Raw genomic sequence first — 21,541 nt, forward strand, 5'->3', positions numbered from 1 at the left:
GATAGCTGGCAGCGGCGCGGTGGGCGCCGTATGCAAACAAGAACGAAGCAGAAGGAGACAACCACTTGAGCGAGACCACCTTCGACTATGTCGTCATCGGCGCCGGCACCGCCGGCTCGCTCATGGCGAACCGCCTGAGCGCCGACAAGAACCGGCGCGTGCTGCTCATCGAGGCGGGCCGCAAGGACGACTACCACTGGATCCACATCCCGGTCGGCTATCTCTACTGCATCGGCAACCCGCGCACCGACTGGCTCTACAGCACCGAGCCCGACGCGGGCCTCAACGGCCGGGTGCTGCGCTATCCGCGCGGCAAGACGCTGGGCGGCTGCTCCAGCATCAACGGCATGATCTACATGCGCGGCCAGTCGCGCGATTACGAGCACTGGGCCGACCTCACCGGCGACGACGGCTGGCGCTGGCAGAACGTGCTGCCGGCCTTCAAGAAGCATGAAGACCACTACCTGGGCGCCGACGAGATGCACGGCGCGGGCGGCGAGTGGCGCGTCGAGAAGCAGCGCCTGCGCTGGGACATCCTCGACGCTTTTGCCGAAGCCGCGGTGCAGGCCGGCGTGCCGCACTCCACCGACTTCAACCGCGGCAACAACGAGGGCGTGGGCTACTTCCAGGTCAACCAGAAGAACGGCTGGCGCTGGAACACCGCCAAGGCCTTCCTGCGCCCGACCTGCTATGGCAGGCCCAACTTCGAGCTCTGGACCGGCGCGCAGGTCTCGCGCCTGCTCTTCGAGACGCAGCCCGACGGCACGCGCCGCTGCACCGGCGCCGAGGTGTGGAACGGCAGCGAGAAGGTCACGGTGCGCGCCACGCGCGAGGTGGTGCTGAGCGCCGGCGCCATCGGCTCGCCGCAGATCCTGCAGCTCTCGGGCGTGGGGCCCTCCGAGCTGCTCAGGCAGCATGGCATCGACGTGGTGGTCGACGCGCCCGGCGTCGGTGCCAACCTGCAGGACCATCTGCAGATCCGCGCGGTCTACAAGATCGCGGGCGCGCCCACGCTCAACGTGATGGCCTCCTCGATGATCGGCAAGGCGAAGATCGGCCTCGAATACGTGCTCAAGCGCAGCGGCCCGATGAGCATGGCGCCCTCGCAGCTCGGCGCCTTCACGCGCAGCTCGCCCGATCGCGAATGGCCCAACCTGCAGTACCACGTGCAGCCGCTGTCGCTCGACGCCTTCGGCGATCCGCTGCACAGCTTTCCGGCCTTCACCGCGAGCGTGTGCAACCTCAACCCGACGAGCCGGGGCTCGGTGCGCATCCGCAGCAACCGCTTCGAGGACGCGCCGGCCATCGCGCCCAACTACCTGAGCACCGACGAGGACCGCAAGGTGGCGGCGGAGTCGCTGCGCGTCACGCGCCGCATCGCGCAGCAGCCCGCGCTCGCCAGGTACAAGCCCGAGGAATGGAAGCCCGGCGTGCAGTACCAGACCGACGAGGACCTGGCGCGCCTGGCCGGCGACATCGCCACCACCATCTTCCATCCGGTGGGCACCACCAGGATGGGCGCCGACAACGACCCGGCGGCGGTGCTCGATTCGCGCCTGCGCGTGCGCGGCGTGCAGGGCCTGCGCGTGGTGGATGCGGGCGCGATGCCCACCATCACCAGCGGCAACACCAACAGCCCGACGCTCATGATGGCCGAGAAGGCCGCGGGCTGGATCGTCGAGGACAACCGCTGAGCGGCTTCAGCGGCGCGGTGCGGCAGTGCGGCGCTTGGCCGGCGCATTGCCCGCCATGCGCGCCTTCGCGCCTTCCAGCATGAGGTCGATGCCGATCTCGAACAGCGCGTCGGGCCCGGCCTTCCGGTAGTTGGCGAAGGCCTCGGCCAGCAACGGGCGCGAAGCCGCGGCGGCGTCGAGCGCCTGCTGCTGCTCGGCTGCGTCGGGCGGCGTCGCCTGCTGTTCCAGCACGCAACCCACGGTGTAGCGGCCCAGGGCGATCAGCAGCGTCATCGCCTGCGGCGCGGGCAGGCCCAGGCGGACCACCGAGGCGAGCTGCGCCTCGACCATGTCGAGGTCGGCCGGATCGGGCTCCGAGCCCGCATGCAGCCGCGCGCCGTCGCGCCGCGCCAGCAGCGCGCGGCGGAAGCTGCGCGCGTTCTCTCGCAGGAAGGCGTCCCAGGTCTCGCCGGGCTCCGGCAGCTTGCGCTCGTGGGCGCGGCGCAGGATCTCGCCGTTCATCGCATCGAGCAGCGCGCGCTTGTTCCTGAAATGCCAGTACAGCGCGGGCTGCTGCACGCCGAGCCGTTCGGCCAGCAGCCGCGTGCTGAGCTTGTCCATTCCCACCTCGTCGAGCAGCGTGAGCGCTGTCTCGAGGATCACTTCGCGGTCCAGTTTCATTCTTCCGATGTGCGTGCGTGCGTACGTATGTGTGTGCCGATGTCGATCGGGGAGGGTACTTCACGCCCAGGAATTTATCGCTGATAATTCCTTATCGATGATAAATTCAAACGCACTTCCAACCCCTTTCGCGAGCGGCCGCCATGCGCATGTGGTGATCCTCGCGATCGTCACGCTCGACGCGATCGGCATCAGCCTGGTCATGCCGATCGTGCCCAGCCTGCTGCGCGAGGTCGGCCACACGGGCGACCTCGGCTGGCGCTTCGGCGCATTCCTCTCGCTCTACGCGCTGATGCAGTTCCTCTGCGCGCCGGTGCTCGGTGCGCTCAGCGACCGCTTCGGCCGCCGTCCGGTGCTGCTGGTCTCGGTGGCGGGCGCGGCCGTCGACGCGCTCTTCATGGCCTTCGCGCCCTCGCTGTGGATGCTGTTCGTGGGCCGCGCGATCGCCGGCATGACGGGCGCGAACATGGCGGTGGCCTCCGCCGCCATCGCCGACCTCACGCCCGAGAACCAGCGCGCGCGCTGGTTCGGCCGCATGGGCGCGTGCTTCGGCATCGGCTTCATCGCGGGGCCGGCGCTCGGCGGCGTGCTCGGCGACCACGGCGTGCGGCTGCCCTTCGTCGCCGCCGCGGTGCTCAACGGCCTGACCTTCCTCGCGGCCTTGCTGCTGCTGCGCGAGTCGCGCCCGTCGAAGCTCGCCTCGCAGCCCTTCGACCGAGGCGTGCTGCATCCGCTCGCGCCGCTGCGCTGGGCGAAGAGCTTTCCCGCGCTGCTGCCCATCCTCGGCGTGTTCATGGTGCTGATGCTGGTGGGCGAGGTCGCAGGCACGACCTGGGTGCTCTACGGCGAAGACAAGTTTTCGTGGAACGGCACCATGGTCGGCGTCTCGCTCGCGGTCTTCGGGCTCATCCAGGCGCTGATGCAGGGCTTCGTGGCGGGGCCGCTGGTCGAGCGCTGGGGCGAGCGCGCGGCCATCGCCATCGGCACCGCGGCCGACTGCACCGCCTATGCGCTGCTGGCCTTCGCCACGCAGGGCTGGATGGCGCTCGCGCTGCTGCCGCTCTTGTGCACGGGCGGCATCGGCGCGCCCGCGCTGCAGTCGATGCTCTCGGCCCGCGTGGGCGAGGCCGAGCAGGGACGGCTGCAGGGCGTGCTCGCGAGCCTGTCGAGCCTGGCCTCGGTGTTCGGACCGCTGCTCATCAGCCAGCTCTACTTCGCCTTCCGCCTGCGCTTTCCCGGCATCGCGTGGCTGGCGGGCGCGGCGGTCTACCTGCTGTGCATGCCGGTGCTGCTGCGCAGGAGCAGCACCGCGCGCGGCTGAAGAAGGGTCACTTCTCGATGGTCTTGTTCCAGCGCGCGTTCCACGCCGGGCGGTTCGCGTTGATGCTTTCCCAGTCGATGGTCACCGCGGTCTTCATCCACTTGTTGATGTCGGCCACCTGCGCCACGCCGTCGCCCACCACCGGCGCCTTCGGGTTGGTGGGAATCTGCGCGCCGTACTGCAGCACGTTGGCCTGAGCGAGCGGGCTCAGCAGGAACTCGGCGAGCTTCTGCGACAGCTCGGGCTCGGTGTTGTTGGCGATCACGCACTGGCCCACCATGAGCACCACCGCGCCTTCCTTGGGCGGCGCGTATTCCACCGGAATGCCCTTGCTCTTCATCGCGGCCACGGCCGTGGGCGTGAGCGGGAAGATCGCGGCCTCGCCGGTCTGCACCATCTCAGAGAGCTTGGCCGAACTCGGGATGTACTCCAGCACGTTCGGCCCGATGGTGGTGGGCCAGGCCTTGAAGCCGGGCTCCACGTTCTTGTCGTTGCCGCCCTGGATGCGGTTGAACATCAGGAAGCCGTGCAGCCCGAAGGAAGACGACGACACCGACTGGAACACCACCTTGCCCTTGTACTTCGCATCGGCCAGGTCCATCCACGAAGTGGGCGGCGCCCAGCCCTTCTCCTTGAACATCTTCGCGTTGTAGGCCAGGCCCGTCATGCCCAGGCTCACGCCGCTGGCCATGTCGTCCTTGAAGCGCGCGGCCGGGTAGATCTCGCTGAGCGACTGGCTGGGCTTCTGCTTCTGGCACAGGCCCATGCCGATGGCGCGCACCATCACGCCGTCGTCGAGGAACATCACGTGCATCTGCGGCTTGTCCTTGTTGGCCTGCGCCTTGGCGAGGATGTCGGAGGACGTGCCCGGCACCACCACCACCTTCGCGCCGTAGGCCTTCTCGAAGGCCGGAAAGACGTACTGCGTGTACGCCTTCTCCATCGTGCCGCCGTTCATGCCGATGTAGAGGGTCTTGGTCTGCGCACCGGCGATGCCGGCGGCCGCGAGCAGCGCGGCCAGTAGCGGGAGGGTTCTGATCGAGGACTTCTGGGACATGGCGATGCTCTCCATTCAGGTTCAGGTGGGGGATGCGGTGAGGGATTCGTCGGCGCCGTCGAAGCGCTCGATGGCGAAGGCGTCGATGGGCGTGTCGGTGCGCCCGTCGCGTGCGAGGTCGGCCAGCACTTCGCCGGCGGCCGGGCCGATCTGGAAGCCCGCGCCCGCGAAGCCGAAGCCGTGGAACAGGCCGGGCGTGGTGCGGCTGGGCCCGAGCACCGGTTCGCGGTCGGGCAGGTAGCCCTCGGTGCCGCCCCAGGTGCGGATGATGTGCGCGTGGCGCAGCACCGGCAGCAGTTCGATGGCCTGCATCGCGAGCGTGGCGATGGCGTCGCGCTCGGCGCGCGAGCGTTCGGCGTCGAGCGTGATGCCCGTGCCGCCGCCGAGCACGAGGTTGCCGCGCTCGACCTGCCGGCAGTAGATGCCGCCGCCCTCCACGCCAAGGCTCCATTGCATGAAGTGCGGCACCGGCTCCGTCACCGCCATCACGGGGCTGCGCGCATACAGGGGAGGCGTCTCGCCGAACTGAGCTGCGATGGCGCCGGCCCATGCGCCCGCGCAGTTCAGCAGCACCGGCGCCTGCACTTCGAGCGCATTGCCGCTGCGCACCATGAACATCGCGCCGTCGTGCGCGACCTCGTCGACCTTGTGGCGCTCGAAGACCTGCGCTCCGGCGCGCTGCGCCGCGAGCGCGAAGGCCGGCGACACCAGGCGCGGATTGGCCTGCCCGTCTTCCGCGCACAGCGAGCCGCCTACGGCGCGCGTGCCGAGCCACGGGCATTGCTCGCGCAGGCGCGCGCCGGAGATCAGCTCCAGGCCCAGGTCGAAGTCGCTGCTCAGCGCACGGTAGCGCTCGAGCGAGGCCATGTCCGATTCGCTGCGCGCGATCTTGAAGTGGCCCGAGCGGATGTATTCGCCGTCGGTGCCCAGCAGCGCGGCCAGGTCGCCCCAGATGCGGTGCGCGCGCTGCGCCAGCGGCAGCTGGCTCACCGGACGGCCCTGGCGGCGCACGCCGCCGTAGTTCACGCCGCTGGAGCGCGAGCCGCAGAGGTCGCGCTCCAGCAGCACCACCTGCGCCCCCATGCGCCGCAGCGCAAGCGCGGCAGAGGAGCCGACGATGCCGCCGCCGACGATGGCCACGTCGGCCTTCAGCTGCCTGATGGAACTCATGCGCCGCTCCCTTCAGTCGGTGCAGCCGGCACCAGCCGCAGCGGAATCGGCTTGATCGGAGCCTGCCCGCGCAGCCGGCCCACCTGCTGCAGCGGCTGGCGCGTCGCATGCGCGAGGATCTCGGCGGCCGCGGCGCCGCACATGCGGCCCTGGCAGCGGCCCATGCCGACGCGCGACAGGGCCTTCAGGCGGTTCATCTCGTCGGCGCCGGTGTTGGTGATGGTCTGGCGCAGCGTGCCGGCGGTGACGTTCTCGCAGCGGCAGATCACGAGATCGTCGCTCGCGTTCTCGGCCCAGTCCTGCGGCACGGGAAAGGCGCGCTCCAGGCCGCGGCGGAAGCCGGCGAGCCTGTCGAGCTTGCGTTCGAGTTCCGATGCGCGCGCGGTGTCGATGGCGATGCCCGCGTCCTGCAGCAGCGCCAGCGCCGCGCGCTCGCCCGCCCACTCGGCCGCGTCGGCGCCCATGATGCCGGCGCCGTCGCCCGCGAGGTACACGCCTCGCACGCTGGAGCGCCCCGCCGCGTCACGCACCGGCAGGTGCGCGCGGTGCAGCGGCGCGTAGTCGAAGCGGCAGCCGAGCAGGTCGGCGAGCTGCGTTTCGGAGCGCAGCGCGTAGCCGAAGCCCACCGCATCGCAGTCGATCGTGCGCTCGGTCCCGCCGTCGAGCCAGGCCACGCCGGTGACGCGGCCCTGCGCCTCGTCGCCGAGCACGCGCAGCGGACGCACGCCGCCATGCAGCGCAACGCCGTGCGCGCGCAGCCAGCCCACGTAGTAGATGCCCTTGGCGAGCACGGCCGGCTGCGCCAGCAGCGCGGGCGCGGCGGCGATCTGGTCGGTGAGGCGTGCCGTGTCGAGCACGGCGGCCACGTCCACGCCGGCCTTCGCATATTGATAGGCCACCAGGTAGAGCAGCGGCCCGGTGCCCATGAACACCACGCGTCGCCCGATGGCGCAGCCCTGGTACTTGAGCGCGACCTGCGCGCCGCCCAGCGTGTAGACGCCGGGCAGCGTCCAGCCCGGCAGCGGCAGCACGCGGTCGGTGGCGCCCGTTGCGACGATCAGGTGGCTGTAGGGCACGCGGCGGTTGCCGAGCGTGGGGTTGTGCATCACGTCGAGCACCTGGTCCTGCGCGTTCCACGCGAGGCTGTCGGCATGGTGCTCGATGCGGCCCTGCAGCGTGTCGAAGGCGATGTGCACCGCGTCGGCGCGCTTCGATTCGAAGCCGTAGAGCGTCTGCTTGTCGCATGCCGCCAGCCCGGGAGGAGGGCGGCGGTAGATCTGGCCGCCGGCGCGCGAAGCCTCGTCGATCACCACCGGCTTCAGGCCGTGCGCCACCAGCGTCTGCGCGGCGCGCACGCCGGCCGGGCCTGCGCCGACGATCACCGGGCGGAGGTCGCTTGTCGCTGCGGTCATGCGCCGTCCCTTCCGGTGACCAGCGCCATGCCCGGCGCGATGAAGGTCGAGCAGGCGCGAAGGCGCTCGCCCTCGTCGGTGGAGATCCAGCAGTCCTGGCAGGCGCCCATCATGCAGAAGCCCGCGCGCGGCAGGCCGCTGAACTCGTTGCGGCGCAGCTGGCCGCATTGGGTGAGCACGGCGGTCAGCACGGTGTCGCCGGCCAGGGCGCTCGCGGGTTCGCCGTCGAGCGTGAAGGGCACCGTCGCGCGGCCGCTCTTTTCGGCCACGCGGTGAAGCAATGCGTGTGCGGTCATGGTCGTCTTCATCTATCTGCGCCCCACCAGCACGCGGTCGAGCCCGTACACGCGGTCGAGCAGCACCATCGCGAAGGCCGTCACCGCCACCATCAGCGCCGACACGGCGGCCATCAGCGGGTCGATGGATTCGGTCGCATACATGTACATGCGCACCGGCAGCGTGACCGTGCTCGGCGAGGTGACGAAGATCGACATCGTCACTTCGTCGAAGCTGTTGATGAACGACAGCATCCAGCCGCCCGTCACGCCCGGCAGGATCATCGGCAGCGTGATGCGGCGGAACACCGTGGCCTGGCTCGCGCCCAGCGAGAGCGCGGCCTGCTCGGCGCTGCGGTCGAAGCCCACCAGCGCCGCCACCACCAGCCGCAGCGTGTAGGGCGTGACGATGAGCGCATGCGCCAGCACCAGCCAGCCGAAGCTGCCCGTGCCGCCCACCAGCGAGAACAGGCGCAGCAGCGCCACGCCCAGCACCAGGTGCGGAACGATCAGCGGCGAGAGGAACAGGCCGTTCAAGAAGTTGCGCCCCGGAAACTCGTAGCGCGTGATCGCCATGCCGGCCGGCACGGCGAGCAGCGTCGCGATGGTGGCCGAACTCAGCGCGAGCCACAGGCTGTTCCAGAACGACTGCACGAAGTCGGGGTGCGCGAACACCGCCTCGAACCAGCGCAGCGAGAAATGCGTGGTCGGAATGGTCAGCGTGTTCTCGGGCGTGAACGCCACCACGCACACCACCACCAGCGGTGCCAGCATGAAGACGATGACGAGCGCGTTGAACGCGAGGGCGATGGGACCGTTCTTGTTCATGGCGCCTCCTGCCGGTCCGCCCCAAGGGAGGCACGCGCCCCCTCGGGGGGCAGCGAATACACGAAGTGATGGAGCGTGGGGGCCATGTTCACCCCAATGCCTTCTTGTAGCGGCCTTCTACGAGCCGGTTGTAGCTGAGCATCACAGCCAGGTTGGCGACGAGCAGCACCAGCGCCACAGCAGCACCCAGCGGCCAGTTGAGCTCGCTCAGGTACTCGTCGTAGACGATGGTCGCGACCATCTTCAGCCGTCGTCCGCCCAGCAGCCCCGGAATCGCGAAGGAGCTGGCGGCGAGGCCGAACACGATCAGGCTGCCCGAGAGAATGCCCGGCATCACCTGCGGCAGCACGATGCGCCGCAGCGTGGTCAAGGGCGTGGCGTTGAGCGAGAGGGCCGCGTTCTCCACGCCGGGGTCGAGTTTCTGCAGCGAGGTCCACACCGGGATCACCATGAAAGGCAGCATCACGTGCACCAGTGCGATGACCACCGCCGAGCTCGTGTAGAGAATCTTCACCGGCCCGATGCCCACGAGCTGCAGCAGCCCGTTCACCGCGCCCTCGGGGCCCAGCAGCATGCTCCAGCCGAAGGCCCGCACCACCACCGACACCAGCAGCGGCGCGAGCACCACCAGCAGCAGCACCGAGCGCCACGGGTTGCGCATGCGGCTCAGCACATACGCTTCTGGCGCGCCGATCAGCACGCAGATCAGCGTGACCAGCGCCGAGACCCAGAAGGTGCGCCAGAAGATGCCGAGGTAGTACGAATCGGAGAACACGAGCGCGTAGTGCGCGAGCGTGAACTCGCCGGCCTTCGGTCCGGTGGCCGGGTCGTAGACGTTGAACGACAGCACGGCGGTGAGCCCGAGCGGCACCACCAGCAGCACCGTGAACAGCAGCAGCGCGGGGCCGGAGAGCCACCACGGCGTGGCCTTGCTCTTCGAAGTGCTCATGCCGCGACAGCCTTTTCATCGGCCGGCAGCAGCCGCATGCAGTGCGTCGGCCAGTCGATGCCGGTGCGGCTGCCTTCGGCGAGGGCCTCGCGCCCGTCGTTGGGGCTCAGCACCATGAGCTCGCCGACCGAAGTCGCCACGCGGTAGAGCCACTGGCTGCCGAGGAAGAAACGCTCCAGCACCTCGCCGTCGATGCGGCCCTGGCCCGGTGCCACCAGCTGCAGCTTCTCGGGCCGCACGCTCAGCAGCGCGCCCGCGTTCAGGTCGAAGCCGGTGTCGTCAACGTCGAGCGAGAGCGATCCCACCTCCACGCAGGTGCGCTCCGGGCCGCTGCCCGACACGCGGCAGTCCAGCAGGTTGGCCTTGCCGACGAAAGTGGAGATGAAGCGCGTGCCCGGATGCTCGTACACGCGCTGGGGATGGTCGATCTGCGTGGCGCGGCCGCCTTCCATCACCACCACGCGGTCGCTGATCGACATGGCCTCGCTCTGGTCGTGCGTGACCATCACCGTGGTGGTGCCGACCTTGCGCTGGATCTGGCGCAGCTCGAACTGCATCTCCTCGCGCAGCTTGGCGTCGAGGTTCGACAGCGGCTCGTCCAGCAGCAGCACCGGCGGCTCGATCACCAGCGCGCGCGCCAGCGCCACCCGCTGCCGCTGGCCGCCCGAAAGCTCGCGCGGGTAGCGCGCGGCGTGCTGCTCGAGGTGCACCAGCGCCAGCGCCTGCTTCACGCGCTCGGTGCGCTCGGCCTTGGGCATCTTGCGCATCTCGAGGCCGAAGCTCACGTTGTCGGCCACCGTCATGTGCGGGAACAGCGCGTAGGTCTGGAACACGATGCCCAGCCCGCGCGTGTTGGCCTTGGCGTGCGTGATGTCCTTGCCCGCGAGCTCGATGCGGCCGCCGCTCACCGCCTCGAAGCCCGCGATCATCTGGAGCGTGGTCGTCTTGCCGCAGCCCGAGGGACCGAGCAGCGAGACGAACTCGCCCTTTTCCACCGAGAGATTCATGTCCGTCACCGCACGGGTGGCGCCATAGAACTTGGTCACGTCGGTGAGCCGCAGGAATGACATGGAACGGGCCTTTCTTCGGAGGGCGAAAAGATGGCTTCAGGCACCTTGCTTCGACTTGGTGCGGGCCATGGACAGCTTGCTGTTCTTGATTCACTCTATTGCAACGATTGAGCCAGATCGCCTCGGGTATTCCACTAATCAGAATATTTCTTCAATTTATTCCGTTCAACGGAATATGATGGGCGCGGTCGATCAATCGAATTCCGCAGGAGGAAGGTATGGAGAGCTCTTCGGCGAACACCCCGGCCGGCGCAGGGTCGGGCGCGGCGGCCAGCGGCGGCGTGCCGCGCGTCTTTTCGGTGATCCGCGCGCTCGGTGCGGTGCAGGCCGAGGGCGGCCGCGTGACCCAGATCGCGCGCTCGGTGGGCCTCACCCAGGCCACCACGCACCGGCTGCTGCAGTCGCTCATGGCCGAAGGCATGGTCGAGCAGGACGAGCGCAGCAAGCTCTACCGCCTGAGCATCGATTTCTTCGCGCTCGCCGCCAGCGCGGGCAATCCCGGCGACCTGCGCTCCATCTGCCGCCCCGTGCTGCTGCGCCTGTGCGCAAGCCTCGGCGACAGCATCTTCCTGCTGGCGCGCAGCGGCTTCGACGCCGTGTGCCTCGACAGGAGCGAAGGGCCCTTTCCCATCCGCTCATTCACCGGCGACATCGGCGGGCGCATCGCGCTGGGCGTGGGGCAGGGCGCGCTCGCGATCCTGGCCTTTTTGCCCGAGGCCGAGCGCGAGGAGGTGATCCGCTTTAATCTCTCGCGCGTGCGCGAGTACGGCGTGTACGACGAGGTCTACCTGCGCACCGAGATCGAGCGCGTGCGCCAGGCGGGCTACGCGGGCCGCAACACCGGCCTGCTCGAAGGCATGGCCGGCGTGGCCGTGCCCATCCTCGACCGCGAAGGCCGCGCGGTGGCGGCGCTCAGCGTCGGCACCATCGCCGACCGGCTCAACGCCGACCGCATGCCGACCGTGGTCGAGCTGCTGAAACGCGAGGCGGCGGCGATCGGGCCGAGGATCAATCCCTTCGACGCGACGCTGAGACGGCCGGCGCAGAGCCTGGCGAGTTCGCCGGCGGGGCAGCGGATCAGCGCGCCGGAGGCGACGGGCTGAGGTTGCGCGGCTTGGGTCTTAGAGGCCGAAGAGCATGATCACGACCATGATGGCCGCGCCCAGCGCGAAGTAGCCGAGCATCGCCATCGTCGCGGCGAAGAGTACTAGGTAGATCGCACGCCTCGGCAAGCTCGATGCCGAAGGAACGCAGCGCCAGTAGATGAAGGCTGCCCACACGACGAGCAGAACCTCCATCGCATGCGCCATGACCCCTTCGGCCTCGGCCGAGCGGAACACCGTCTTGCCGAGCAGCGAGCCGACGATCCCCAGAGCGGGAATCGCCACGGTCCAGGCGGCCATGTTCAGCGCAAGACGCAAGCCGGGCTTCATCGGATGGCCTCGCCCTTGAAGAAGTGCAGCGGCATCGGCTCCTCCCAGCCGGGTGTCTGGTAGCCCGCAACCCGGAGCTCGGGCACCCGGCCCATCACGCTCCTGAGAAGCGCGGCGAGGTAGGAGCTGCTGTTGTATTCGCCGGGGGTCATCCGGTCACCCTGAAAACGTGTCGGAAAGCTGTAGGGCGACACGTAGCTCGAGAAGTTCAGCGCTCTCTTGATCAGTTCGCGTGAGAACGCCTCGGGACTCATGCCATCGGGCGGAGCCAATGGAATCTTGACCACCACACCCGGAGGAAGCGAATTTGCGTACATGTTTGTTCTGATCCGCAGCACGTTGCGCAGACCTGCCTCCACCATTGTGGGTTGCCCGTCGATGACGGTGATGCCGTTGTAGGCGTCGTCGATGATGAGCGAAATATGCAAGCTTGGATGTGGCTTGCCAACTTTGCCTATGGGCGCTGCGGCGATGCGCCCATAGAGCGTGAATGTCGGTGCCGAATGCTGGATCCGGCCGACCGAAACAGCCTCTGTCGTCATAAGTACTCCCTGATTTTTCTAGTCTTGGCGTCACGCGCCGCGCCCATGATATCGAGCGCAAATTTCAGCTTTTCCCGCCGTCGGCGACGCGATCCGCCCCACGACAATGCGCCCGAGGAGACACCGCGAAAATGAACAACCCCTCGATCCTCTACCCCGTCTTCGCCCTCGCAGCCCTCACGGGCATGGTGCTGCTGCTCATCCCCTTCACGCGCGTGCGCGCCGTGCTGCGCCGCGAAGTCCGGGCGGCCGACTTCAGGCTGGGCGAGTCGGCTGCGGTTCCGGACGCCGTGCGCATTCCCAACCGCAACTACATGAACCTGCTGGAACTGCCGATGCTGTTCTATGTGGTGTGCCTGGTCTTCTACGTGGCGGCGCAGCCGACGCCCGCGGCGGTGTGGCTGGCCTGGGCCTACGTGGGGCTGCGGGCCCTGCACAGCGTGGTGCACCTGACCTACAACCACGTGCTGCACCGGCTGGGCGTGTTCGCGGCGAGCAATGTGGTGCTGGTGGCGCTGTGGATCCTGGCGGCCGCCCGGTTGGTGCGCTAGGCGCACGTCAACGGCCCGGGATCCTTCCTGAAACGCATCAGGTCCTTCCATATTTTCATTAGGCAATCGGGCGGGATTCGCTGATATTGGCCGGATCAGGCCTCCCGCTGCCTTCCCGTCTTTCCCTTCATCTGTCCCCGGAGCGCTCATGTCCGAAGCCCAACCCTCTCTTCCCGTCGCCACCGAAGTCGAACAGCTGCTGCAGCGCCTGGGCGTGCCCCGCTCGGTCCACACCGGCGGCGAGCTGACGGTGCGTTCGCCCGTCAGCGGCGAAGTGGTGGCGCAGGTGCCGCAGACCTCGCCGGCCGAAGCCACGGCGGTGATCGGCCGCGCGCACGAGGCCTTCAAGGCCTGGCGCAACGTGCCGGCGCCGCGCCGCGGCGAGCTGGTGCGCCTGCTGGGCGAAGAGCTGCGCGCGGCGAAGGCCGACCTGGGCCGCCTCGTCACGCTCGAGGCCGGCAAGATCCCGTCCGAGGGCGCGGGCGAGGTGCAGGAGATGATCGACATCTGCGACTTCGCGGTCGGCCTCTCGCGCCAGATCTACGGCCTCACGCTGGCCACCGAGCGCGCCGAGCACCGCATGATGGAAACCTGGCACCCGCTGGGCGTGTGCGGCGTGATCTCGGCCTTCAACTTCCCGGTGGCCGTGTGGTCGTGGAACGCGGCGCTGGCGCTGGTGTGCGGCGACCCGGTGGTGTGGAAGCCCTCCGAGAAGACGCCGCTGACCGCGCTGGCCGTGCATGCCATCGCGCAGCGCGCCATCGAGCGCTTCGGCGATGCACCCGAAGGCCTGCTGGGCCTGCTGCTGGGCCAGCGCGACATCGGCGAGGTGCTGGTGGACGACCACCGCGTGCCCGTTCTGTCGGCCACCGGCTCGACCGCCATGGGCCGCCAGGTGGGGCCGAAGCTGGCCGCGCGCTTCGCACGTGCCATCCTGGAACTCGGCGGCAACAACGCCGCCATCGTCACGCCCTCGGCCGACCTCGACCTCGCGCTGCGCGGCATCGCCTTCGCGGCCATGGGCACGGCCGGCCAGCGCTGCACCACGCTGCGGCGCCTCTTCGTGCACGAGAGCGTGTATGACCAGCTGGTGCCCAAGCTCGCCAAGGTCTACGGCAACGTGCAGGTGGGCGATCCGCGCGAGGCCGGCACGCTGGTCGGTCCGCTGATCGACCGCGCGGCCTTCGACGGCATGCAGAAGGCGCTTTCCGAAAGCCGCGAGATCGGCGCCAAGGTGCACGGCGGCCAGCGCGTGGAGGGCATCGGCACGAGCGACGCCTACTACGTGCGCCCCGCGCTGGTGGAGCTGAAGTCGCATGAGGGCCCGGTGCTGCGCGAGACCTTCGCGCCCATCCTCTACGTGGTGCGCTACAGCTCGCTCGACGAGGCCATCGAGCAGCACAACGCGGTGGGCGCGGGCCTGTCGTCGTCGATCTTCACGCTGAACATGCGCGAGGCCGAGCGCTTCATGTCGAGCTCGGGCTCCGACTGCGGCATCGCCAACGTCAACATCGGCCCGAGCGGCGCGGAGATCGGCGGTGCTTTCGGCGGCGAGAAGGAAACCGGCGGCGGACGCGAGGCCGGCTCCGACAGCTGGAAGGCGTACATGCGCCGCGCGACCAACACGATCAACTACTCGACTGCGCTGCCCCTCGCGCAGGGCGTGACCTTCGACATCGGCGACTGACCGATCGCTTTCCGGACCGCCCGGGCCTGCCGCTTCGCGCGGCGAGGCGGGCAGCCGCATGCCTTCACTGCAACCAGAACCACAACCAGGAGACAGAAGAAATGAGGATTTCCTTCAAGGCCATCGCCGCTGCAGCCGGCCTGCTCGCGCTGTCGTGCGGCGCCATCGCGCAGACCGCCGCCACCGGCGGCACGCTCGACAAGATCAAGTCCAGCGGCAAGGTGGTGCTGGGCGTGCGCGAGGCCTCGCCGCCCATGGCCTACATGCTGGGCGCGGGCGAGAAGTACGTGGGCTACCACGTCGAACTGTGCGAGCGCGTGCTGAAGGAGATCGCGCCGCAGGCGAAGCTGGAGTACATGGCCGTGACCGCGCAGAACACCATTCCGCTGGTGCAGAACGGCACGCTCGACATCGGCTGCGGCCCCACCACCAACAACACCGCGCGCCAGCAGCAGGTGGCCTTCGCGCTCACCACCTACGTGAGCGAGGTGCGCATGGCCACCAAGGTCGACTCGGGCATCGCCAACCTCGACCAGCTCGCGGGCCGCAACGTGTCGGCCTCCACCGGCACCACGGCGGTGCAGCTGCTGCGCAAGCGCGAGCGCGCGCAGAACGTCTCGTACAACACCATGCTCGGCAAGGACCACCTGGAAAGCTTCCTCCTGATGGAGTCGGGCCGCGCCGATGCCTTCGTGCTCGACGACAACCTGCTGGCCGGGATCATTGCGAACTCGAAGAACCCCTCGGCCTACCGCATCGTGGGCGAGCCGCTGGGCTCGGAGCCGATCGCGCTGCTGTTCCGCAAGGACGACCCCGGCCTTCAAGTCGGCGGTAGACGACTCGCTGCGCCGCATGATGAAGAGCGGCGAGCTCGAGAAGATCTACACCAAGTGGTTCGTCGCGGCCATCCCGCCGAAGAACACCAGCCTGAACCTGCCGATGAGCGCGACGCTGAAGCAGCTCATCGCCGAACCCAACGACAAGCCGCTGGAGGCCTACGCCAAGTGACCGTCGATACCGCCACCTCCATCGTCTTCGAGCCCGCGCAGCGCGTTCGCGCCATCGGCGTCTCGGAGATCCTGCGCATCACTGACCACGCCAACGCGCTCAAGCGCGCCGGCCGCCCGGTGATCGTGCTGGGCGCGGGCGAGCCCGACTTCGACACGCCGCAGAACGTGCGCGACGCCGCCGTGCAGGCCATCGGCAGAGGCGACACGCGCTACACCGTGCTCGACGGCAGCCCGGCGATGAAGGCGGCGGTGCAGCTCAAGTTCAGGCGCGACAACGCGCTCGACTTCGCGCCCGACGAGATCAGCGTGAGCGCGGGCGCCAAGCAGGTGATCTTCAATGCGCTGATGGCCAGCCTGGACCCGGGCGACGAAGTCATACTGCCGGCGCCGTACTGGACCTCGTACGCCGACATCGTGCAGATCTGCGGCGGCGTGCCGGTGCCCGTGGCCGGCACCGAGGCCAACGGCTTCCGGCTCGATGCCGCGCAGCTCGAAGCGGCCATCACGCCGCGTACGCGCTGGCTGTTCCTGAACTCGCCGTCGAACCCGAGCGGCGCGGCCTACAGCGCCGACCAGCTCAAGCCGCTGTGCGATGTGCTGCTGCGCCATCCGCGGGTCTGGGTGCTGGCGGACGACATCTACGAACACATCCTCTACGACGGGCTGGCCTTCGCCACACCGGTGGCGGTGGAGCCGCGCCTGCGCGAACGCACGCTCACTGTGAACGGCGTGTCCAAGGCCTATGCGATGACCGGCTGGCGCGTGGGCTACGGCGCCGGTCCGCGCGCGCTGATCGCGGCCATGGCCGTGGTGCAGAGCCAGACCACGTCGTGCCCCTCGTCGATCAGCCAGGCAGCGGCGATCGAGGCGCTGACCGGGCCGCAGGAGATCGTGGCCCAGCGCTGCGCAGACTTCCAGGCGCGGCGCGACTTCGTGGTCGCCGCGCTGAACTGCTCGTCGGGGCTGCACTGCCGCGTGCCCGAAGGCGCGTTCTATACCTTCGCGAGTTGCGCCGGCGTGCTCGGCCGGCGCACCCGCAGCGGCATGCTGCTGCGCAGCGACAGCGATTTCTGCCGCTACCTGCTGCAGGACTTCGAGGTGGCGGTGGTGCCGGGCAGCGTGTTCGGGCTGGCGCCGTATTTCCGCATTTCGTATGCGACCTCGATGGCGCAGCTGGAAGAGGCATGCAAGCGCATCCAGGCTGCCTGCGAGGCGCTGGAATGAACCCGCTTTTCTCCTTCCCCCGCTGGGGGAGGGCAGGGGTGGGGGCAGGCGGCGTATCCGGTGCCGCGGGCTTTTCCATCGCCGCTTGCCCCCATCCCAACCTTCCCCCAGAGGGGGAAGGAGCGATACCCGACACCTTCATTTCCCTGGAAACCCCATGACTTCATCCCGCACCGGCGGCCAGATCCTGGTCGACCAGCTCGTCACCCATGGCGTCGAGCAGCTCTTCTGCGTGCCCGGCGAGAGCTTTCTCGCCGTGCTCGACGCGCTGCACGACGCCTCCATCGCAGTGACCGTGTGCCGCCAGGAAGGCGGCGCGACGATGATGGCCGAGGCCCAAGGCAAGCTCACCGGCAGGCCGGGCGTGTGCTTCGTGACGCGCGGGCCGGGCGCCACCAATGCTTCGGCCGGCGTGCACATCGCGCACCAGGATTCGACGCCGCTGCTGCTCTTCGTCGGCCAGGTCGCGCGCGAGGCGCTGGGCCGCGAGGCTTTCCAGGAACTGGACTACGGCGCGGTGTTCGGCACCATGGCCAAGTGGGTGGTGCAGATCGACGACCCTGCGCGCGTGCCCGAGCTGGTGTCGCGCGCCTTCCATGTCGCGACCTCGGGCCGACCCGGCCCGGTGGTGATCGCGCTGCCGGAAGACATGCTGACCGAGGCCGCGACGGTGGCCGACGCGCAGCCTTATGCCGTCACTGAAACGTACCCCGGCCCGGCGCAGCTCGCCGAGCTGCAGCAGCGGCTGTCGCAGGCGCAGCGGCCGGTGGTCGTCCTGGGCGGCAGCCGCTGGTCGGAGAAGGCGTCGCGCCAGTTCGCGGATTTCGCGGCGGCGTTCTCGCTGCCCGTGTACTGCTCGTTCCGCCGGCAGATGCTGATGTCGGCCGATCACCCCTGCTATGCGGGCGACCTCGGCCTGGGCGTGAACCCCAGGATGCTGGAGCGCATCCGCAATGCCGACCTGATCCTGCTGGTCGGCGGGCGTCTGTCGGAGGTGCCCTCGCAGAGCTACGAGCTGCTGTCCATCCCGCAGCCGAAGCAGGCGCTGGTGCACGTGCATGCCGATGCCGACGAACTGGGCAGGCTGTATCGCCCGGCGCTGGGCATCCACGCCACGCCGCAGGCCTTCGCCGAGGCCGTTTCCACGCTGCGCCCCGCACAGGTGCCGGCCTGGCAGGCGGAGACGAAGGCCGCGCGCGAAGACTTCCTGCGCTGGAGCGACCCGTCGCCCATCCGCATTCCGGGCCCGTTGCAGATGGGCGAGGTGATGAAGCACCTGCGCGAGGTGCTGCCGGCCGACACCATCTTCTGCAACGGCGCGGGCAACTTCGCCACCTGGGTGCACCGCTTCTGGCCGTTCCGCGCGTATGCCAGCCAGCTCGCGCCCACCAGCGGCTCGATGGGCTACGGCCTGCCGGCCGGCGTCGGCGCCAAGCGGCTGTGGCCGCAGCGCGAGGTGGTGGTGTTCGCGGGCGACGGCGACTTCATGATGCACGGCCAGGAATTCGCGACCGCCGTGCAGTACGGCCTGCCGATCATCGTGGTGCTGCTGGACAACGCCATGTACGGCACCATCCGCATGCACCAGGAAAGGCACTACCCGGGCCGCATCAGTGCCACGCAGCTGAAGAACCCCGACTTCCGGGGCTACGCCGAGGTGTTCGGCGGCCACGGCGAGCGCGTCGAGAGCACCGAAGAATTCGGCCCCGCGCTGGCCCGCGCGAGAGCGAGCGGCAAGCCGGCGATCCTGCATTGCCTGCTGGACCCGGAGGCCATCACGCCGGGCAGCACGCTGCAGTCGATCCGCAAGGCGGCGCTCGGGAACTGAGCACTCCCCCAGGCTGCGCGCACTTCGTGTCGCTTCGCCACCCCCTCACCGGGGGCGACACCTGCGGCCCGGCAAAGCCGGTTCCCCGGTGTCCCGCGAACTGGCTGCGTATCAGCGCAGGCCGCCGACGTACCGCGGCGGCGGCGTGGGCGGCTGGCCGTCGGGCTGGCGTGCCGCCAGGCGCGCGGCGCGGGCCAGCGGCTCCATCGCCTGCTCCAGCCGGGTGGCGAGAAGGTAGAGCTCCTCGTCCTTGGTGTCGGCCGCGTGCGCGCGGGTCATGCGCACGATCTCGGCGGCGTACTCGGCATTGGTCGCCATCCATTCGGTGTCGGTCACGCGGCCGTGCTTTCGCCGCAGTGCCACGTGAAGGCGGGCGGCGAGGGCGATGCGTTCGCTTTCGGACATGGATGGCGACATGGCTTGTTTCCTCCGTCGGTGGGTCAGCTGCTCCCGAGATGTTCCCTGTGCTGTGCAAGATCGAGGCCCAGCAGCTCGCTGTCGGCATCGACGCGCAGGCCGACGATGACGTGCACCAGGAACAGCACCACCGCCGTTCCCGTCGCACTGAAGATGGCCACGCTGCCGACCGCGATCGCCTGCGTCAGCACGTCGCCCGTGGCGCCGGAGACGCGCGGGTCGGCGAACACGCCGGTCAGCAGCGCGCCCACGATGCCGCCTATGCCGTGCACGCCGAACACGTCGAGCGAGTCGTCCGCCCCCAGCAGGTGCTTCAGGCCGGTGGCGCCCCAGTAGCAGGCCAGCCCCGCGATGGCGCCGATGGCCAGCGCGGCCGGCGGCGTGACGAAGCCGGCCGCCGGCGTGATGGCCACCAGCCCGGCCACGAGGCCCGAGCACAGGCCCAGCAGCGAGGGGCTGCGCCGCACGATCCATTCGCCGAGCATCCAGCTCATGGCGCCGGCGGCCGCCGCGATGTGCGTGACCAGCATCGCCAGCCCCGCGCGGCCGTCGGCCGCCACCGCCGAGCCGGCATTGAAGCCGAACCAGCCTACCCACAGCAGGCCGGCGCCGGTCATGGTGAAAGCCAGGTTGTAGGGCTCGAAGGCCTCGCGGCCGTAGCCCTTGCGCGAGCCCAGCGCATAGGCGCACACCAGCCCCGCGATGCCGGCGTTGACGTGCACCACCGAGCCGCCCGCGAAGTCGAGCGCGCCCATCTGCGCGAGCCAGCCGCCGGGCTCCCACACCCAGTGCGCGACGGGTGCGTACACCAGCACGCTCCACAGCAGCGCGAACCACAGGATCGCCGAGAAGCGCATGCGCTCGACGAAGGCGCCGAGCACCAGCGCGGTGGTGATGATCGCGAAGGTCAGCTGGAACATCGCGTAGACCGACTCGGGCACGTTGGGCGCCACGTGGCTCACCGCGAGCTGGCCGGCCTCCTTCAGGTATTCGAAGCCCGAGAACCAGAAGCGCCCGGAGCCGCCGAGCCAGGGCCAGCCCTCGGTGAAGGCCAGCGAATAGCCCAGCGCGAACCAGGTCAGCGAGACCGTCGCGGCGATCGCCACCACCGCCGCCATGGTGGCCAGCACGTTCTTGCGGCGCACCATGCCCGCGTAGAAGAGAGCGATGCCGGGCAGCGTCATCAGCAGCACCAGCGCGGTCGAGGTCATCATCCATGCGGTGTCTGCCGCGTTGATGGAGGCTTGCGGTGCCAGGGCCATTGGTCGCTTTCTTCTTCAAGTGGTGGACTCAGGCGCCCCGTGCACAAGTCGTGCCACGTCGTTAACTATCAGAAACACTTTGGTTTGCAAACCGGGCTTATTCGGTAAGGCAAAGCGGGTAATTCCCTATGCACTGAGGCGGTGCGTGCCCCTAAAGTCTGCGCACTCGCGAACGGGCCCTGCTCGTGTGCCGAGGGTCCGAGGAGACAAACCCCCCAAGCAACAATAAAAATTCTTCAAAGGCTCCGTACGAGATGCCTGTCCAAGCTTGAAAGGCGCCGCTGGTCGGCGCCTTTTTTATTTGCGCGGGGCTTGGGGCATCGGCCTTTCAAGCTACTTTTTCGATAGCACCGGGGTGAGACAATCCACGCCCTATGGAAATGCTGGTGGTCACGGGCGCCTCTGCGCTCGCGGGTTTTGTCGATTCGATCGTGGGCGGAGGCGGGCTGATCCTGGTGCCTGCGCTGTTCGCCGTTTTCCCGGGTGCACCGCCGGCGACCCTGCTGGGCACCAACAAGAGCGCTTCCATCTGGGGCACGGCCGCCGCCGCGGCCCAGTTCAGCCAGCGGGTGCAGATGCGCTGGGGCGCGCTGTGGCCGGCCGCGCTGCTCGGCTTTGCCGGCTCGATGCTGGGCGCCTGGGGCGTCACCATGTTCCCGGGCGACTTCCTGCGCAAGGCGCTGCCGCTCATCCTGCTGGGCGTGCTGCTCTACACGCTGGCGCGCAAGGACATGGGCCGCATGCACGCGCCGCGCTTCTCCGGCCACGCCGAGACGCTGGCGGCCTGCACCATCGGCCTTTGCATCGGGCTGTACGACGGCTTCTTCGGCCCGGGCGCGGGCAGCTTCCTGGTGTTCCTCTTCGTGCGCTGGATGGGCTACGACTTCCTCAACGCCTCGGCCTCGGCCAAGATCATCAACACGCTGACCAACGCCGCCGCGCTGATCCTGCTGGCGGCCAAGGGCCACGTCTGGTGGCATTACGGGCTGGTGATGGCGGTGGCCAACGTGGCCGGCAGCGTGCTGGGCACGCGGGTTGCGCTCAAGCACGGCGCGGGCTTCGTGCGGGTGGTGTTCATCGTGGTGGTGAGCGCGCTGATACTGAAGACCGCCTACGACGCATTCCTGAAATAACGAAGCAAGAAAGAAAGT

Annotated in this window: 20 protein-coding genes and 1 pseudogene; 9 read left to right on the plus strand and 12 right to left on the minus strand. The window is 69.0% G+C overall.

What is annotated here, in order from left to right:
* Nucleotides 1–65: 65 nt before the first annotated feature.
* Nucleotides 66–1,694: a GMC family oxidoreductase gene (locus ACHMXA_RS05350; RefSeq protein WP_395319097.1), complete on the plus strand. Its 1,629-nt coding sequence runs from the start codon at nucleotides 66–68 to the stop codon at nucleotides 1,692–1,694.
* 6 nt (nucleotides 1,695–1,700) lie between these two features.
* Here ACHMXA_RS05350 and tetR read toward each other — a convergent pair whose 3' ends face one another.
* Nucleotides 1,701–2,354 (minus strand): tetracycline resistance transcriptional repressor TetR, encoded by a 654-nt coding sequence (tetR, locus tag ACHMXA_RS05355; protein ID WP_395319099.1) that lies wholly within the window; start codon nucleotides 2,352–2,354, stop codon nucleotides 1,701–1,703.
* A gap of 97 nt (nucleotides 2,355–2,451) precedes the next feature.
* Here tetR and tet point away from each other — a divergent pair, with 97 nt between their 5' ends.
* A complete protein-coding gene (gene tet / locus ACHMXA_RS05360) occupies nucleotides 2,452–3,675 on the plus strand; it encodes a Tet(A)/Tet(B)/Tet(C) family tetracycline efflux MFS transporter (RefSeq protein WP_395319101.1) in 1,224 nt (407 codons plus the stop codon).
* 7 nt (nucleotides 3,676–3,682) lie between these two features.
* Here tet and ACHMXA_RS05365 read toward each other — a convergent pair whose 3' ends face one another.
* From ACHMXA_RS05365 to ACHMXA_RS05395, 7 genes are all read right to left on the minus strand, one after another.
* Entirely contained in the window at nucleotides 3,683–4,732 is a 1,050-nt protein-coding gene (locus ACHMXA_RS05365) for an ABC transporter substrate-binding protein (protein WP_256099031.1), read from the minus strand.
* 21 nt (nucleotides 4,733–4,753) lie between these two features.
* Nucleotides 4,754–5,902 (minus strand): NAD(P)/FAD-dependent oxidoreductase, encoded by a 1,149-nt coding sequence (locus ACHMXA_RS05370; RefSeq protein ID WP_395319104.1) that lies wholly within the window; start codon nucleotides 5,900–5,902, stop codon nucleotides 4,754–4,756.
* A complete protein-coding gene (locus tag ACHMXA_RS05375; protein ID WP_395319106.1) occupies nucleotides 5,899–7,314 on the minus strand; it encodes an FAD-dependent oxidoreductase in 1,416 nt (471 codons plus the stop codon). The genes ACHMXA_RS05370 and ACHMXA_RS05375 overlap by 4 nt, the downstream gene beginning before the upstream one ends.
* Nucleotides 7,311–7,610, minus strand: a complete 300-nt coding sequence (locus tag ACHMXA_RS05380; protein ID WP_395319108.1) for a (2Fe-2S)-binding protein — start codon at nucleotides 7,608–7,610, stop codon at nucleotides 7,311–7,313. The genes ACHMXA_RS05375 and ACHMXA_RS05380 overlap by 4 nt, the downstream gene beginning before the upstream one ends.
* 12 nt (nucleotides 7,611–7,622) lie before the next feature.
* Nucleotides 7,623–8,417, minus strand: a complete 795-nt coding sequence (locus ACHMXA_RS05385; RefSeq protein WP_395319110.1) for an ABC transporter permease — start codon at nucleotides 8,415–8,417, stop codon at nucleotides 7,623–7,625.
* Between the two features lie 88 nt (nucleotides 8,418–8,505).
* Nucleotides 8,506–9,366, minus strand: a complete 861-nt coding sequence (locus tag ACHMXA_RS05390) for an ABC transporter permease (protein ID WP_395319112.1) — start codon at nucleotides 9,364–9,366, stop codon at nucleotides 8,506–8,508.
* On the minus strand, nucleotides 9,363–10,436 hold the full coding sequence (locus ACHMXA_RS05395) for an ABC transporter ATP-binding protein (RefSeq protein WP_395319114.1): 1,074 nt from the start codon (nucleotides 10,434–10,436) through the stop codon (nucleotides 9,363–9,365). Before ACHMXA_RS05395 ends, ACHMXA_RS05390 begins: the two co-directional genes overlap by 4 nt.
* A 218-nt stretch (nucleotides 10,437–10,654) precedes the next feature.
* Between ACHMXA_RS05395 and ACHMXA_RS05400 the strand changes: the two genes are divergently transcribed.
* Nucleotides 10,655–11,539: an IclR family transcriptional regulator gene (locus tag ACHMXA_RS05400; protein WP_395319116.1), complete on the plus strand. Its 885-nt coding sequence runs from the start codon at nucleotides 10,655–10,657 to the stop codon at nucleotides 11,537–11,539.
* Between the two features lie 18 nt (nucleotides 11,540–11,557).
* Here the strand turns inward: ACHMXA_RS05400 and ACHMXA_RS05405 are convergent, their stop codons facing one another.
* Both ACHMXA_RS05405 and ACHMXA_RS05410 read right to left on the minus strand, forming a co-directional pair.
* On the minus strand, nucleotides 11,558–11,869 hold the full coding sequence (locus tag ACHMXA_RS05405) for a hypothetical protein (RefSeq protein ID WP_395319118.1): 312 nt from the start codon (nucleotides 11,867–11,869) through the stop codon (nucleotides 11,558–11,560).
* Nucleotides 11,866–12,411, minus strand: a complete 546-nt coding sequence (locus ACHMXA_RS05410; RefSeq protein WP_395319120.1) for a hypothetical protein — start codon at nucleotides 12,409–12,411, stop codon at nucleotides 11,866–11,868. The genes ACHMXA_RS05405 and ACHMXA_RS05410 overlap by 4 nt, the downstream gene beginning before the upstream one ends.
* Nucleotides 12,412–12,542: 131 nt before the next feature.
* On the opposite strand from ACHMXA_RS05410, the gene ACHMXA_RS05415 reads away from it, so the two are divergent.
* The 5 genes and pseudogenes from ACHMXA_RS05415 to ACHMXA_RS05435 all read left to right on the plus strand — a co-directional run bounded on the left by ACHMXA_RS05415 (nucleotide 12,543) and on the right by ACHMXA_RS05435 (nucleotide 18,711).
* Nucleotides 12,543–12,962: an MAPEG family protein gene (locus tag ACHMXA_RS05415; protein ID WP_395319122.1), complete on the plus strand. Its 420-nt coding sequence runs from the start codon at nucleotides 12,543–12,545 to the stop codon at nucleotides 12,960–12,962.
* A gap of 148 nt (nucleotides 12,963–13,110) precedes the next feature.
* Entirely contained in the window at nucleotides 13,111–14,649 is a 1,539-nt protein-coding gene (locus tag ACHMXA_RS05420; protein ID WP_395319124.1) for an aldehyde dehydrogenase family protein, read from the plus strand.
* Between the two features lie 101 nt (nucleotides 14,650–14,750).
* Nucleotides 14,751–15,657: pseudogene (locus ACHMXA_RS05425) on the plus strand (amino acid ABC transporter substrate-binding protein).
* Complete coding sequence (locus tag ACHMXA_RS05430; RefSeq protein ID WP_395319126.1) at nucleotides 15,654–16,883, plus strand: pyridoxal phosphate-dependent aminotransferase; 1,230 nt, start codon at nucleotides 15,654–15,656, stop codon at nucleotides 16,881–16,883. Before ACHMXA_RS05425 ends, ACHMXA_RS05430 begins: the two are co-directional and overlap by 4 nt.
* 157 nt (nucleotides 16,884–17,040) lie before the next feature.
* Nucleotides 17,041–18,711: a thiamine pyrophosphate-binding protein gene (locus tag ACHMXA_RS05435; protein ID WP_395319128.1), complete on the plus strand. Its 1,671-nt coding sequence runs from the start codon at nucleotides 17,041–17,043 to the stop codon at nucleotides 18,709–18,711.
* 111 nt (nucleotides 18,712–18,822) lie between these two features.
* On the opposite strand, the gene ACHMXA_RS05440 is transcribed toward ACHMXA_RS05435, so the two are convergent.
* Both ACHMXA_RS05440 and ACHMXA_RS05445 read right to left on the minus strand, forming a co-directional pair.
* On the minus strand, nucleotides 18,823–19,128 hold the full coding sequence (locus ACHMXA_RS05440; protein WP_019655447.1) for a hypothetical protein: 306 nt from the start codon (nucleotides 19,126–19,128) through the stop codon (nucleotides 18,823–18,825).
* Nucleotides 19,129–19,151: 23 nt separating this feature from the next.
* Nucleotides 19,152–20,390, minus strand: coding sequence for an ammonium transporter (locus tag ACHMXA_RS05445; protein ID WP_176665798.1), 1,239 nt, complete (start codon nucleotides 20,388–20,390; stop codon nucleotides 19,152–19,154).
* 374 nt (nucleotides 20,391–20,764) lie between these two features.
* Here ACHMXA_RS05445 and ACHMXA_RS05450 point away from each other — a divergent pair, with 374 nt between their 5' ends.
* Nucleotides 20,765–21,523 (plus strand): sulfite exporter TauE/SafE family protein, encoded by a 759-nt coding sequence (locus ACHMXA_RS05450; protein WP_395319131.1) that lies wholly within the window; start codon nucleotides 20,765–20,767, stop codon nucleotides 21,521–21,523.
* Nucleotides 21,524–21,541: the final 18 nt, after the last annotated feature.

It is taken from the genome of Variovorax sp. UC74_104, assembly GCF_044055375.1.
Classification (GTDB): domain Bacteria; phylum Pseudomonadota; class Gammaproteobacteria; order Burkholderiales; family Burkholderiaceae_C; genus Variovorax.